Origin of the sequence: Paraburkholderia sp. CI2 (genome assembly GCF_014201055.1) — a bacterium.
Taxonomy (GTDB): domain Bacteria; phylum Pseudomonadota; class Gammaproteobacteria; order Burkholderiales; family Burkholderiaceae; genus Paraburkholderia; species Paraburkholderia tuberum.
The window spans coordinates 201860-215718 of sequence record NZ_JACHDL010000009.1 but is presented as its reverse complement, the minus strand read 5'-3'; the positions used below and the strand labels follow the sequence as shown (position 1 = coordinate 215718).

General features: G+C 67.3%; 10 protein-coding genes. 8 read left to right on the top strand and 2 right to left on the bottom strand.

What is annotated here, in order from left to right; translation table 11 throughout:
* Positions 1 to 11: 11 nt before the first annotated feature.
* Complete coding sequence (locus tag HDG32_RS15440) at positions 12 to 2708, bottom strand: ATP-binding cassette domain-containing protein (protein ID WP_184068454.1); 2697 nt, start codon at positions 2706 to 2708, stop codon at positions 12 to 14.
* A 378-nt stretch (positions 2709 to 3086) separates the two neighbouring features.
* Here HDG32_RS15440 and HDG32_RS15435 point away from each other — a divergent pair, with 378 nt between their 5' ends.
* From HDG32_RS15435 to HDG32_RS15400, 8 genes are all read left to right on the top strand, one after another.
* Entirely contained in the window at positions 3087 to 4394 is a 1308-nt protein-coding gene (locus HDG32_RS15435) for a glycosyltransferase family 1 protein (protein ID WP_184068451.1), read from the top strand.
* Positions 4395 to 4517: 123 nt separating this feature from the next.
* Complete coding sequence (locus HDG32_RS15430) at positions 4518 to 5120, top strand: HAD-IIIA family hydrolase (protein ID WP_184068448.1); 603 nt, start codon at positions 4518 to 4520, stop codon at positions 5118 to 5120.
* Positions 5117 to 6358: a lipopolysaccharide heptosyltransferase II gene (gene waaF, locus HDG32_RS15425; RefSeq protein ID WP_184068445.1), complete on the top strand. Its 1242-nt coding sequence runs from the start codon at positions 5117 to 5119 to the stop codon at positions 6356 to 6358. The genes HDG32_RS15430 and waaF overlap by 4 nt, the downstream gene beginning before the upstream one ends.
* 22 nt (positions 6359 to 6380) lie before the next feature.
* Positions 6381 to 8126, top strand: coding sequence for a carbamoyltransferase C-terminal domain-containing protein (locus tag HDG32_RS15420; protein WP_184068442.1), 1746 nt, complete (start codon positions 6381 to 6383; stop codon positions 8124 to 8126).
* On the top strand, positions 8123 to 9211 hold the full coding sequence (locus HDG32_RS15415; RefSeq protein ID WP_184068440.1) for a glycosyltransferase family 2 protein: 1089 nt from the start codon (positions 8123 to 8125) through the stop codon (positions 9209 to 9211). Before HDG32_RS15420 ends, HDG32_RS15415 begins: the two co-directional genes overlap by 4 nt.
* Positions 9208 to 10347, top strand: a complete 1140-nt coding sequence (locus HDG32_RS15410; RefSeq protein ID WP_184068437.1) for a glycosyltransferase family 9 protein — start codon at positions 9208 to 9210, stop codon at positions 10345 to 10347. Before HDG32_RS15415 ends, HDG32_RS15410 begins: the two co-directional genes overlap by 4 nt.
* A complete protein-coding gene (locus HDG32_RS15405; RefSeq protein ID WP_184068434.1) occupies positions 10337 to 11293 on the top strand; it encodes a glycosyltransferase in 957 nt (318 codons plus the stop codon). The genes HDG32_RS15410 and HDG32_RS15405 overlap by 11 nt, the downstream gene beginning before the upstream one ends.
* Before the next feature lie 51 nt (positions 11294 to 11344).
* Positions 11345 to 12343 (top strand): UDP-glucuronic acid decarboxylase family protein, encoded by a 999-nt coding sequence (locus HDG32_RS15400; protein WP_184068431.1) that lies wholly within the window; start codon positions 11345 to 11347, stop codon positions 12341 to 12343.
* A 165-nt stretch (positions 12344 to 12508) separates the two neighbouring features.
* Here HDG32_RS15400 and HDG32_RS15395 read toward each other — a convergent pair whose 3' ends face one another.
* A complete protein-coding gene (locus tag HDG32_RS15395) occupies positions 12509 to 13120 on the bottom strand; it encodes a recombinase family protein (protein WP_184053545.1) in 612 nt (203 codons plus the stop codon).
* Positions 13121 to 13859: the final 739 nt, after the last annotated feature.

The window sequence follows — 13859 nt, the reverse complement described above, 5'->3', positions numbered from 1 at the left end:
AATCGCGCGCATCATGATCGCGGCAACGCCGTGTCCGTGCGCGACGGCGCCTGCGCGAGCCGCCGGATCGCGGCGATCAGTTCTGCGGGCGCCACGGGCTTGTGCAAGTGCGCGTCGAAACCCACGGTGCGCGCACGCTGTTCGTCGAGTGCGTCCGTGTAGCCGGTCAGCGCGATCGCGGGCAGTGGGCCGCCCCGTATCGACGGCCGCCCGCCTTCCAGTGCGCGCAAACGGCTCAGCACGTCATAGCCATCTTCGCCGGCCAGCATCAGATCGCAGAGCAGCACGTGCGGCCATTGCGCCGGGTCCGTCGCGCGCAGCCAGTCCAGCGCTTCGGTGCCAGCTGCACATAGCCGTACGCGTGCGCCGCTCGTGCTCAGCACCGCTTCGAGCGCGTCGCGCGCTTCTTCCTGGTCGTCGATGGCGAGCACGAAGAGGCCATCGAGCGGAGCGGGCTCCGCCGAATCCGGCGCCGTGGGCGCCGACGCCAGTGGCGATTGCGCATCCGCGACCGGCCGCAGCGGCAGCATCGCCACATAGGCGAGCCGCCCGTTCAGCGGCGTCAGCGTGAAGCTGCCGCCCGCGGCTGCCAGCGCGCTTTCCATCTGCCGCGCCGCCGCCTGCGATAGCTCGGCCGGCTTGTCGCCCATGCCGAGCACGCTGAACCACACATGATTGCCGTGCCGCTGCGCGCGCAACGCGATGCGCTGCCCAGGGCTCGCCTGCGCGATCTCATTGCGGCACAACTCGGCGATCAACGGTTGCAGCACGCTCGGATCGCCGGTCAACCGCAGCTCGTGGTCGGACGGCTCCGCGTAGACGACGACGCGCCGCTCGGCGATCTCGTCGTGCAATGCATCGATCACACCCGCCGTCAATGCGCTGACGCTGACCGATCGCGCGGTCAGCCGGCGCTGCGCGTGTTCGAGTTCGCCCTGCTGCCATTGCAGCGACCACATTTTCGCGTACACGCCCTCGCGCGCGAGCAGTTCCCGATGCGTGCCCTGCTCGACCACCTGGCCGTGCTCCATCACCAGAATCCAGTCCGCGTCGACGACGGTAGAAAGTCGATGCGCGATCACGATCGACGTGCGGCCTTGCGCGAGGCGCGTCAGCTCGGTCTGGATCGCGCGCTCGGAGCGCGTGTCGAGCGCCGAGGTCGCCTCGTCGAACACGATGATGCGCGGGTCCTTCAGAATCGCGCGCGCAATCGCGATGCGCTGCCGCTCGCCGCCCGATAGCCGCACGCCCCGCTCGCCCACGCGCGTGTCGTAATGGTCGGGCAAGCGCTCGATGAACTCGTCGAGCTGCGCGGCCCGCGCCGCCCGCACGACGTCCGCGCGCGTCGCCGACGGACGTCCATAGGCAATGTTGTAGGCGATCGTTTCATTGAACAGCACGGTGTCCTGCGGCACGATGCCGATGGCCTCGCGCAGACTGCGCTGCGTGAGCATGCTGATGTCCTGCCCGTCGATGCGGATCATGCCGCGCTCGGGCCGATAGAGGCGAAACAGCAGCTTCACGAGCGTCGATTTGCCCGAGCCGCTGCCGCCGACCACCGCGAGCGTCTTGCCCGGATACGCGTGAAAGTCGACATCGCGCAGCACCCGACGCGCCGTGTCGTAGCCGAAATCGACATGTTCGAACTCGATCAGCCCCGCGCCGACCTTCAGCGGCTGCGCGTCGCGCGCATCGATATCCTCGCCGACGCGGCCGCGCGCGACCAGAATCACGAACATGCGCTCGACGTTGACGAGCGCGTCGTTGGTCTCGCGAAACACGAAGCCGAGCGTATTCAGCGGCATGCAGATCTGGATCAGGTAGGCGTTCACCAGAATCAGATCGCCGACGCTCATGCTGCCGGCCACCACGTGCTGCGCGGCAAGCAGCATGACCGCCGCTACCCCGAGCGCGATCACCGCGCTCTGTCCCACGTGCAATGCGGTCAACGCGTTCTGGTTAGCGATGCGCGCGTGCACCCACTTCTCCAGCACGTTGCCGAGCCGTTGCGTCTCGCTCTCTTCGGTCGCGAAGTATTTGACCGTGTCGTAGTTCAGCAGACTGTCGACGAGCCGCCCGTCCGATTGCGCTTCGAGCAGATTGACCGCGCGCTGGAATGCGACGCGCCGCCGCGTGAACACGAACGTGTAGCCCGCATACAGCACGAAGGTCACGACGATCACGAGCATGAATTCGCGCGCGTAGCTATGCACCATGATCGCGACGATCACCGCGATCTCGAAGAAGGTCGGCACGATCGTAAACAGCGCGGTGCCGAGCAGAAAGCCGATGCCGTCGGCGCCTTTCTGCACGTCGCGCACGATCGCGCCAGTCTCGCGCCGCGCATGAAAGCGCGCGCTCAACCGATGCAGATGCGCGAAGGTCCGCTCGGTCAGCGCCGCGACCGTGCGTTGCACGACGATGCTGAACACGACGTCGCGCGCCTCGTTCAGCGCGTCGCCGAAAAATCGTAGCAGCGCATAGGCGAGCACGAGGAACACTGGAAACGCCACATGCGCGAGCGGATGGCTCAGTTCGTCGACGATGTGCTTCAGCGTGAGCGGCATCAGCACGGTCGCGAGCCGCGCGGCGATCATCAGCGCGAGCGCCCCGCTGGTCTGCCAGCGATAACGCCATACCGCATGCGCGAGATCGCCGACGATTCGGCGCGTCAGTTCGGAGCGAGGCGGCGGGGCGGAATTCGGCATGAGGTCGTGGTGGGGGCACCCGGAAGAAACGTCGCACAAGCGTGGCGGCGCGCAAGCGGCGCGCCCGGGCGCAAGCAAAAAAGGCGCTGGCTCCAGCCCTTTTCCGCGCACTTCTTACTTATCAATTGGGCGGGGTCCTTCGCCCATCCTGGTACCGGCGCGGCGCGAGCGGTTCGAAGTTACATGACCGTATGTAGAAACAGGGGACGCCACAGCGCTTCTCTACCCACGAAAAAGGGCACGCTACAGCGCTTCGTACGGTTCCGCGCGACGTTTGCGTCGTTTGTCCGCACCGCAGGATGCGAATGGCACACCACATGCTGTGCGCCGCTTACGAAAGTCAACATCAATAGCCGCTCATCGCAGGAAGGAATGCCAATGAAGATCGCCCTGATCAGCGAACACGCGTCGCCACTTGCTGTCGCCGGTGGCGTCGACAGCGGCGGACAGAACATCTACGTCGCGAACGTCGCGCGTCAACTGGTGGAAATGGGCCATCAGGTCGACGTGTTTACGCGCCGCGATCGCGCACTGCTGCCCGAGCGCGTCGACATGGACGGCGTGCGCGTGATTCATGTGCCCGCGGGACCGCCGCGGCAATTGCCAAAGGAACGACTGCTGCCGTTCATGGACGAGTTCGCCGCGTTTCTGAGCGCGTTCTTTCGCCGCGAACCGCAGTCCTACGACGTGATGCACGCGAACTTCTTCATGTCCGGCCTCGCCGCGCTGCAAGTGAAGGCTGCGCTCGGCGTGCCGCTGGTCACGACCTTTCACGCGCTCGGCCGCGTGCGGCGTATTCATCAGGGAACGGATGACGGCTTCCCCGACGAGCGCTTCGCGATCGAAGACGAACTGGTCGCAGGCTCGGACGTGCTCGTCGCCGAATGTCCGCAGGACCAAGCCGATCTGCTCGAACACTATCGCGCCGATCCAGCGCGCATCCAGATCGTGCCGTGCGGTTTCGATGCCGAGGAGTTCATGCCCGTCGAGCGCGAAGCCGCCCGCGATGCGCTCGGCTGGCGCCAGCACGACTTCATCGTGCTGCAACTGGGCCGGCTCGTGCCGCGCAAAGGCATCGACAACGTGGTGCGCGGCGTCGGCGTGCTGAAGCACACGTTCAACGCGTCGGCGCAGCTGTACATAGTCGGCGGCAATTCGGACGCGCCCAACGAAATCGCGACGCCGGAGATCGCGCGCCTGCGCGAGATCGCACGCGAATGCGGCGTCGCGGAGCAGACGAGCTTCGTCGGCCGGCGTGGTCGCACGCGGCTGCGCTACTTCTACAGCGCCGCCGACGTGTTCGTGACGACGCCCTGGTACGAGCCGTTCGGCATCACGCCGATCGAGGCGATGGCCTGCGCGACGCCGGTGATCGGCGCCGATGTCGGCGGCATCCGCTATTCGATCCTCGATGGCGTGACCGGCTTTCTCGTGCCGCCGCGCGATCCGCACGCGCTCGCCGCGCGTCTCGACCGCTTGCGGCGCGACCCTGCGCTCGCGCGCCGGATGGGCGAAGCGGGCCTCGACCGGGCGCGGACCGGCTTCACCTGGCGCGGCGTCAGCGATGCGCTCGCGCAAATCTATGCTCGTGCGGCAAGGCTCGCACCGACCCAAACATCGCTCGACACCGCGTCCGAGCCGGCGCAGCTACCGCTGCGAGCAGCAGCCGGAGCGTCGTCCCGTTGACGACGGCGCACGCCGCGCGAACCCGCACGGTGTGCGCATCTGGAACACGCCGCGGCCGGTCCAGCGGCTGCGGCGCGCCTTTTTTCGACTTATGACCGAAGCTCGCGCATACCACGAACCATCATGACGCTACCCGCTGTGTTCATCGACAAGGACGGCACGCTGCTCGAAGACGTGCCCTACAACGCCGATCCCGCGCTGATGCGTTTCGCGCCGGGCGCGCGCGAAGCGCTCGCGCTGCTCGCCGCGTACCCGTACGCGCTGTTCGTGATCAGCAATCAGTCCGGCATCGCGCTCGGCAAGTTCGAAGACAGAGCGCTGTTCGACGTCGAACGCCGGCTGCGGCAGATGTTCGCCGAGTGCGGCGCCACGCTCGCCGGCGCGTACTGGTGTCCGCATCATCCCGAGGGCAGCGTCGCGCGTTACGCGATCGTCTGCGACTGCCGCAAGCCCGCGCCCGGCATGCTGCTGCGCGCGGCCGAAGAGCATGAGCTCGATCTCGCCAACAGCTGGTTCATCGGCGACATTCTCGACGACGTCGAAGCGGGCAATCGCGCCGGCTGCCGCACGATCCTGCTCGACAACGGCCACGAGACCGAATGGCGAACCGGCCCGCAGCGCACGCCGGGCGCGCGCGCCGCCGGTCTCCACGAGGCCGCGCAACGCGTCGTATTGCACGGCCTGCCGCCGGACACCGCGGCGCGCCGCAAGGAGGCGCCACGGTGAACGCACCTCTGCCACTTGCGCCGCCCAAGCTGGCTCACGCGCGCGCCCCCGATACGTCGCAGCCGGTGTGCTGGGGCGGCGAGGTCAAACGGATTCTGTGCGTGCGCCTCGACAATCTCGGCGACGTGCTGATGACCACGCCCGCGCTGCACGCGCTGCGCGAGTCCGCCGAAGACCGCCATATCACGCTGCTCGCGTCGCGCAGCGGCGTCGCGCTCGCGCCGTTTCTCGACGACGTCGACGATGTGATCGAATACGACGCGCCGTGGGTCGCGCCCGCGTCGACCGTGACGCGCGATCTGCTCGACGATCACCGCATGCAGCAGCGGCTGCGGCGCGGCGGCTTCGATGCGGCGGTGATTTTCACCGTCTATAGCCAGAGCCCGTTGCCGGCCGCGATGCTGTGCTATCTCGCGGGGATTCCGCGCCGCCTCGCGCATTGCCGTGAAAATCCGTACGCGCTGTTGACCGACTGGCTGCGCGAGCCGGAGCCGCAGCAGCGCACACGGCACGAGGTGCAACGCCAGCTCGATCTGGTGCATCACGTCGGCGCGCAGACGGGCGACACCGGCATGCGCTTTCGCGTGCCGCCGGCCGCGCGCCAGTCGCTCGACGCGAAACTGAGGACGCTCGGCATCTGCCGCCACACCGAGTGCATCGTGTTGCATCCAGGCGCGACCGCTGCGTCGCGCCGCTATCCGCCCGAGCGCTTCGGCGAGGTCGCCACGCAGCTCGCGCGCGAAACCGGCGCCTCGGTGCTCGTGACCGGCGGCGCGAGCGAGCGAGCGCTCGTCGAGACCGTGATGCGCACGGCCGCGCCCGGCGCGCGCGCGCAGCTATACGACCTGAGCGGTGCGCTGACGCTCGCCGAACTGGCCGCGCTGCTCGAACGCGCGAGCGTGCTCGTGTCCAACAACAGCGGCCCCGTGCATGTCGCGTCCGCGCTCGGCACGCCGGTCGTCGATCTTTACGCGCTGACCAACCCGCAGCACACACCGTGGCAAACGCCGCAACGCGTGCTGTATCGCGACGTCGAATGCCGCTGGTGCTATCGCAGCGTGTGTCCGCACGGGCATCACGCATGCCTGCTCGGCGTTCCGACCGACGAGGTCGTGCACGCGGCACTCGAATTGCGGCAAGCGCATGCGCATGCGCCACGTCGTGGTGTATCGGAGCGCGCCGGTCGCGCCGATACAACGAGCACGCCGTCGCTGATCGATCAGCCAACCGCCCCCTGAACCCACTTCCACTGCTAATGCCATGTACACACTCGGAATCAATGCGGTCTATCACGACAGCGCCGCCGCGCTGCTGCGCGACGGCGTGGTGCTCGCCGCCGCCGAAGACGAACGCTTCACGCACGTCAAGCACGCGAAACGTCCGGTGCCGTTCTCGACCTGGCAGCTCCCGTTCGATGCGATCGACTACTGCCTGAAGGCCGCCGGCATTACGCTCGCCGCGATCGCTCACGTCGCTTACTCGTACGACCCCACGCTCTTCGGCGGCATGCCGAAGAGGCCGGGCGCGACGATCGAGCTGCCGTTCGATCCGGCCGGCACGCGCCCGGACAACCCGTCCGCGTCGGCGTGGGACCCGCTGTTCCTCAGCTATATCGCCAACGCGAAGGGCCAGCTGCTCGACGGCGCGCCGCATCATCTGCGCAAGCGCTTCCAGGGCGTGGATCGCGAGCACGGCTTCGCATGGCACTTCGTCGAGCACCATCTCGCGCACGAGGCGAGCGCGTTTCTCGCCGCGCCGTTCGACGACACCGCCGTGCTGACGATGGACGGCCGCGGCGAGGGCGTGACGACCAGCATGGGGCAATTCGTCGGCGGCGAGTACAAGCGTCTGAAACAGGTCGAGCTGCCGCACTCGCTCGGGCTGCTCTACGAAGCGGTCACCGACTGGCTCGGCTTCCTGCACTCGTCGGACGAGTACAAGGTGATGGCGCTCGCGTCGTACGGCAAGCCGGCTTATGTCGAGGTGTTCCGCGAGATCGTCCGCTATCGGCAGGACGGCAGCTATACCGTCGACGCCCCGCGGCTGACCGAACGCTTCGGTCCCGCGCGCGAACGCGGCGGGCCGCTCGAACAACGCCACTTCGATATCGCCAATTCGTTGCAGCGCGTGCTCGAGGAGACCGTGCTGGAACTCGCGCACTGGCTGCATCGGCAGACCGGCTTGAGCCGGCTCTGCATGGCGGGCGGCGTCGCGCTGAACTGCGTGATGAACTCGAAGGTGCGCGACGCGGGGCCGTTCAGCGAAGTGTGGGTACAGCCGGCGGCCGGCGACGCTGGCACCGCGCTTGGCGCGGCACTGTGGACCGATTATCGCGAGCGTGCCGCGCGCGGCGACCGCGAGCGTCACTGGAAAATGGATCACGCGTATCTCGGGCCCGAATACAGCGAAGCGGAAATCGAGCAGTTCCTGCGCTGGTCGAAAGTACAGTACCGGCGACTCGCCGATATCGCCGGCGAGACCGCCGATCTGCTCGCGCAAGGCAAGGTCATCGGCTGGTATCAGGGGCGCACCGAATTCGGGCCGCGCGCGCTCGGCGCGCGCTCGATCCTCGCATCGCCGGTCGATCCGCGGATGCAGGCGAAGCTCAACGAGATCAAGGATCGCGAGGACTTTCGCCCGGTCGCGCCGGTCGTGATGGAAGAGGAAGCCAACGAATGGTTCGTGAACGGCCAAACCGCGCCGTTCATGCTGTTCGTGTTCGACGTGCGCGCCGACAAGGCCGCGCGTATTCCGGCCGTGCGGCATGTGGACGGCACCGCGCGCGTGCAGACCATCAACCGCGCGCAGCACCCGCTGTACTACGACTTGCTGGCGGCGTTCAAGCAGCGCACGGGCGTGCCGATTCTCGTCAATACGTCGTTCAACACGCGCGGCGAGCCGATGGTGAATTCGCCGCGCGACGCGGTCGAGTCGTTCTGGACCTCGCCGCTCGACGCGCTCGTGATCGGCCCGTTCCTCGTCGACAAGGCGGGGGGCCGCGCATGAACGCCTCGGTCATGTGTCCGTCGCCCCTGCATGGCGGCGTGGCCGCGCGCTACAGCAGCGAAGATGACGAGGAAACCGGCCGCACGTTGCGCACGCAGTCGAGGCCCGACGTGTCGGTGGTCGTGCCCACCTACCGCCGTCCCGCGATGCTCGCGAACTGTCTTGCCGCGCTATGCGCGCAGCAGTTCGCGCCGCACCGCTACGAGATCGTGGTCTGCGACGACGGTCCCGATGACGCCACGCGCGCCTGCGTCGAACGATTCGCACGCGAGATGGCGCCGCGCGGGCTAGAAGTGCACTACCTCCCGGTCACGCGCACCCAGGGGCCGGCCGGCGCGCGCAACGCGGGCTGGCAGTATGCGCGCGCTTCGCTGATCGCCTTCACCGACGACGACACGCTGCCCGATCCGCACTGGCTGACGGCTGGCGTCGCGGCCCTCGCGCAAGGCGCGACGGCGGCCGCCGGCACGATCGTCGTGCCGCTGCCCTCGCCGCCCGATCTGCCGACCGATTACGAAGCCGACGCGAGCGGCCTCGCGCGCGCCGAATTCGCGACCGCGAACGTGTTCGTCACGCGTGCGGCGCTCGTCGCGACCGGCGGCTTCGACGAACGGTTCACGTCGGCGTGGCGCGAGGATTCGGACCTGCAGTTCACGCTGCTTACCGCGGGCGCCCAGATCGTGCGCGCCCGCGACGCGGTGGTCGTGCATCCGGTGCGGCCCGCGCGCTGGGGCGTCAGCATCGCGCAGCAGAAAAAGAGCCAGTTCGATGCGCTGCTTTATCGCAAGCATCCCGAACTGTTTCGAACGCGCATCCGCTCGCGGCCGCCGCTGCTGTACTACGCGATTCTCTGCGCCGCGTTGCTGGCGATCGGCGATTCGTTCGCGGATCAGCCGATGCTCGCGGGCGCGGGTTTGATCGCGTGGTGCGGGTTGACCGCCTATTTCTGCGCGCGGCGGCTGCGCGGGCGCAACCACGGCTGGCGCCACGTCGCCGAAATGCTCTGGACGTCGATCCCCATTCCGTTTCTATCGATCTACTGGCGGCTCTATGGCGCCATCCGTTTCAAGGTGTTCTTTCCATGACCCCACCCTCGCTGCTGGCGGCGCTCGCGCCGCGCCGTATCGCCGTGTTTCGCGCGCTGCAGCTCGGCGACATGCTGTGCGCGGTGCCCGCCTTGCGCGCACTGCGCGCGGCCGCGCCGGATGCGCATATCGCGCTGATCGGACTGCCATGGGCACGCGCGTTCGTCGAGCGCTATGCGGCGCTCGTCGACGAGCTGATCGTGTTTCCGGGCGCGGTCGGTTTTCCCGAGCAGCCCGAATCGAACCATGGCTTGCCCGCGTTCTTCGCGCGGATGCGCGAGCGGCGTTTCGATCTGGCGGTCCAGCTGCACGGCAGCGGCGGCATCGCCAACGATCTGCTGCATCAACTCGGCGCATGTGCCGACGCCGGCTTCGTGCAGCCCGACGAGGTACCGCGCAAGGGTTGCTTCATCGATTGGCCCGATGCGCTGCCGGAGCCCGAGCGCTATCTCGCGCTGATGAGCGCACTCGGCGCGCCGGCGCACGACCGGCGTCTGACGTTCCCGCTCACCAAGCTCGACCTCGACGAGTACACCGCGCTGCGCACGTATCACGGCATCGAAGACGGGCGGCTCGTGCTGGTTCACCCCGGTTCGCAATTGCCGTCGCGCCGCTGGCCCGCCGAGCGCTTCGCGGCCGTCGCCGACCACCTCGCCGCCGACGGCTGGCAGATCGCGATCACCGGCACGGCCGCCGAAGCGCCGCTGACCTGCGCGGTGCTCGGCGCGATGAGCGCGCCCGCGCTGCATCTGGCGGGTGCGACGTCGCTCGGCGGACTCGCCGCGCTGGTCGCGCGTGCGCGGCTCGTGGTCTGCAACGACACCGGCATCTCGCACATCGCCGCGGCGATGGCGAGCGCGTCGGTTGTGATCGCATGCGGCAGCGACACGCGGCGCTGGGCGCCGCTCGATCATGCGCGGCATCGCGTGCTGGCCGACTATCCGGCGTGCCGGCCGTGCATGTTCCGCGACTGCCCGTATGGTCATCCGTGCGCGCTGAACGTGCAGGTCGAACAGGTGGTCGAGACCGCCCGCGAGCAGCTTGCGCGCGCGCCCGGCGCGCGACCAGGCACGCCCGGCAGTCTGCATGAGGGAACCGTTTCGCTGTCTTTCGAGGATCTGGACCATGTTGCGTAATTGCCGCCGGCTGCGCGTGCTGACCTGGCACGTGCACGGCAACTACATGTATTACCTGAGCCAGACGCCGCACGATTTCTATCTGGTCACGAAACCCGGTCATCCGCCCGGCTATGCCGGCAAGGTCGGCGTATTGCCGTGGGGCGACAACGTGCACGAGATCGCAATCGACGACGTGGCCAACCACGAGTTCGACGTGGTGCTGTACCAGCATCGCATCCACTGGGACCACGACCGCGAGCACGTGCTAAGCACCGCGCAGCAACGTCTGCCACGCGTCTATGTCGAGCACGACCCGCCGCAGGAAAACCCGTTCGAGCAATGCCATTGGGTCGACGATCCCGGCACGCTGCTGGTCCACGTCACGCACTTCAACCGGCTGATGTGGGACAGCGGCGTCACGCCGACGCGCGTAATCGAACATGGCGTCGTGGTGCCCGACGGCGTGCGCTACAGCGGCGAACTGCAGCGCGGCATCGTGGTCGTCAATCATCTCGCGCAGCGCGGCCGGCGGCTCGGCGCGGATGTCTTCAGCGAAACGCGCACGCGCGTGCCGCTCGATCTCGTCGGCATGGACGCACAGCGGCTAGACGGCATCGGTGAAATCGGCAACCTCGATCTGGCCGCGTTCAGCGCGCGCTACCGCTTCTTTTTCAATCCGATCCGCTGGACCAGCCTCGGCCTCGCGATCGTCGAGGCGATGACGATCGGCATGCCGATCGTCGGTCTCGCGACGGCCGAGCTCGCCACCGTGATCCGCAACGGCGAAAACGGCTTCGTGCATACCGACCTCGACGCGCTCGTCGACTCCATGCTCGGGCTGCTGCGCGATTCCGGCGAAGCGCGGCGGCTCGGCGAAGGCGCGCGGCGCACGGCGCTCGAACGCTTTCATATCGACCGTTTCGCGCAGGACTGGCACGACGCGCTGCTGCACGTCACGGCGTGATGCCACGCTGATTTTCAACGTTCATGCGGTCCAACCACAGGATCACGCACCATGAAAGAACTTACCCGCAAGCGCATTCTGGTCACCGGCGGCGCCGGCTTTCTCGGCTCGCACCTGTGCGAACGGCTCGTCGCGCAGGGACACGACGTGCTATGCGTCGACAACTTCTATACCGGTACGAAGGACAACATCGCGCATCTGCTGGACTGCGCGAACTTCGAACTGATGCGTCACGACGTGACGTTCCCGTTGTATGTGGAAGTCGATGAAATTTATAACCTCGCGTGCCCCGCGTCACCGATCCACTACCAGCACGATCCGGTGCAGACTACGAAGACCAGCGTGCACGGCGCGATCAATATGCTCGGGCTCGCCAAACGCGTGAAAGCGCGGATTTTCCAGGCGTCGACGAGCGAGGTGTATGGCGACGCGCTCGTCCATCCGCAGAAAGAAGACTACTGGGGCCACGTGAATCCCATCGGTCCGCGCTCGTGCTACGACGAAGGCAAGCGCTGCGCGGAAACGCTGTTCATGGACTATCGCCGTCAGCATGGTCTGTCGATCCGCATCGCGCGCATCTTCAACACCTACGGCCCGCGCATGCATCCGGCCGACGGCCGGGTGGTGTCGAACTTCATGATGCAGGCGCTGCGCGGCGAGCCGCTGACCGTCTATGGCGACGGCTCGCAGACGCGTTCGTTCTGCTATGTCGACGACATGATCGACGCCTTCATTCTGCTGATGAACAGCGCCGACGATCCAGGCGGCCCGGTCAACCTGGGCAATCCGCACGAAGTGTCGATGCGCGAGATCGCGCAGCGCATCGTCGCGGTGACCGGCTCCGCGTCGTCGCTCGAAACACGGCCGCTGCCGGCCGACGATCCGTGGCATCGACAGCCGGACATCTCGTTGGCGACACAACTGCTCGGCTGGCAGCCGGGCACGTCGCTTGACGAAGGGCTGCCGCGCACCGCGCGTTATTTCCGCGCACGCATTCAGTGTCGGTCGCCAGCACGGTCATCGGTCCCGAGCTCAACGCGGCCGAGATAATCGCGAGGCGATCCGCAGGGCAATCGACCAGATCGACGCTCAGCGACTCGCGTCCGCCCGCGTTGTTCACGTGGGCGGACCAGCCGCACACTTGCGCACGATGTTCGATCAGGCTTTTCCAGACCTCGACGACTCGCAGTGATCCCGGGCTCCGGCACGCAATTTCTACACGGCTGGCGTGTCCGCGCGAATGCGCATCACGGTCTGACGCGACGTGCCGAAGCGCCGCGCGACCTCGCTGACCGACTGTCCCCTGCCGAGCGATTGCAGCACGCGTTGACGCTGCTGCTCGGAAAGCGACGGCGGCCTGCCCGTGTGCTTGCCGCTCGCGCGAACGGCCGCGAGACTGTCGCGGCTGCGCAGGCTGCGGCACGCGGCGTCGAGCCGCACCAGCGCGCGCAATGCCTTCACCGCCGAGGGCTCGGGGCGCCCGGCCAGATCGGTATGGCCGACTTCGACGCAACGCAGCGCCACGCCGGCCTTCCGACACTGCATCACGGTGGCGAGGATGTCGCGCGCGTTGCAGCCGAGCGCGGCCAGCTCGAGCACGACGAGCGTGTCGCGCGGCGCGATTCGTCGGATCAGACTCTGCAGCTCGGGGCGGTCGCGCGCCTGCGCATAGGTCGGTAGATCTTCGACCACGACCCGCGCGAGCGTGACCATGTAGCCGGCCTTGTCGAGCCGGATCAGCGCCTGCTCGTGCCGAACCGCATCGTGCGCGCCGAACAGATAGATGTGTAGTTTTTCCACTTCGCCTTCGTAGTCACGATCCGCCATTAGCGGCGCTATTACGTCGGGGTTCCGGTTTTTTCGAGCGACGACGCCTGGACACGCCGTCACTCATCGCGCTCAGGGCTGTCGCTGGCCGCCCTGATGCGTCGGAGGAGTCTGGTTCTGTTGCTGCTGTCCGCTGTCGCGGCCGGGCTGTGCCGGATTCGATGGCTGACGATTCGAATTCTTGTCCGAAGTCATGACGCTCTCCTACGTGAGATTGCGGGTGACCGTGGCTAACCGCGGCCATCGTGATCAACCCGCAACCAGCGTTCCCGGTCCTGCCCGCGCCAGAGCGTTGCGGCGCGGGCATGCAAGCGCCTGGCTATGACGCTTCCGCTGGCGATGCGAGCAGCCCGGTGGAGGAATTTTCAAAGTGTATCAATCGCGTTGAACGTCCAATACGGTTGGCGTCGGTATTGGCGCGATTGAACTGTCATTGCGTGGGCGGTGGAGGCGCGGCAAGTGACGGCCGCGCATCGGGAACCGCAATCGGGGACGACCGCGGAATCCGTCTGACGGGAAGGCATGTAGCGCCCTGCTCAAAGCTCGGCGCCAGAGCGGCCATGCAGATACGAGCCGAAGCGAAGAACGCGACGGCTCGCTCGCCTCTTTACTGAAGCCGGCTGCGCATCGTCATCGTTATCCGTTCTATTACTACCATCGAAGCTCCCCGTGCCGGACAACCGGCGTCCGGGCTTCCGCCCTTCCCTTGTGGGCATTATGCGGTGACAACATCGCTTCG

What these genes read in the sequence shown, in the direction of transcription:
- HDG32_RS15440 (WP_184068454.1), bottom strand. Translation starts at nt 2,708, where the DNA reads ATGCCGAATTCCGCCCCGCCGCCTCGCTCCGAACTGACGCGCCGAATC.
- HDG32_RS15435 (WP_184068451.1), top strand. Translation starts at nt 3,087, where the DNA reads ATGAAGATCGCCCTGATCAGCGAACACGCGTCGCCACTTGCTGTCGCC.
- HDG32_RS15430 (WP_184068448.1), top strand. Translation starts at nt 4,518, where the DNA reads ATGACGCTACCCGCTGTGTTCATCGACAAGGACGGCACGCTGCTCGAA.
- HDG32_RS15420 (WP_184068442.1), top strand. Translation starts at nt 6,381, where the DNA reads ATGTACACACTCGGAATCAATGCGGTCTATCACGACAGCGCCGCCGCG.
- HDG32_RS15415 (WP_184068440.1), top strand. Translation starts at nt 8,123, where the DNA reads ATGAACGCCTCGGTCATGTGTCCGTCGCCCCTGCATGGCGGCGTGGCC.
- HDG32_RS15410 (WP_184068437.1), top strand. Translation starts at nt 9,208, where the DNA reads ATGACCCCACCCTCGCTGCTGGCGGCGCTCGCGCCGCGCCGTATCGCC.
- HDG32_RS15405 (WP_184068434.1), top strand. Translation starts at nt 10,337, where the DNA reads ATGTTGCGTAATTGCCGCCGGCTGCGCGTGCTGACCTGGCACGTGCAC.
- HDG32_RS15400 (WP_184068431.1), top strand. Translation starts at nt 11,345, where the DNA reads ATGAAAGAACTTACCCGCAAGCGCATTCTGGTCACCGGCGGCGCCGGC.
- HDG32_RS15395 (WP_184053545.1), bottom strand. Translation starts at nt 13,120, where the DNA reads ATGGCGGATCGTGACTACGAAGGCGAAGTGGAAAAACTACACATCTAT.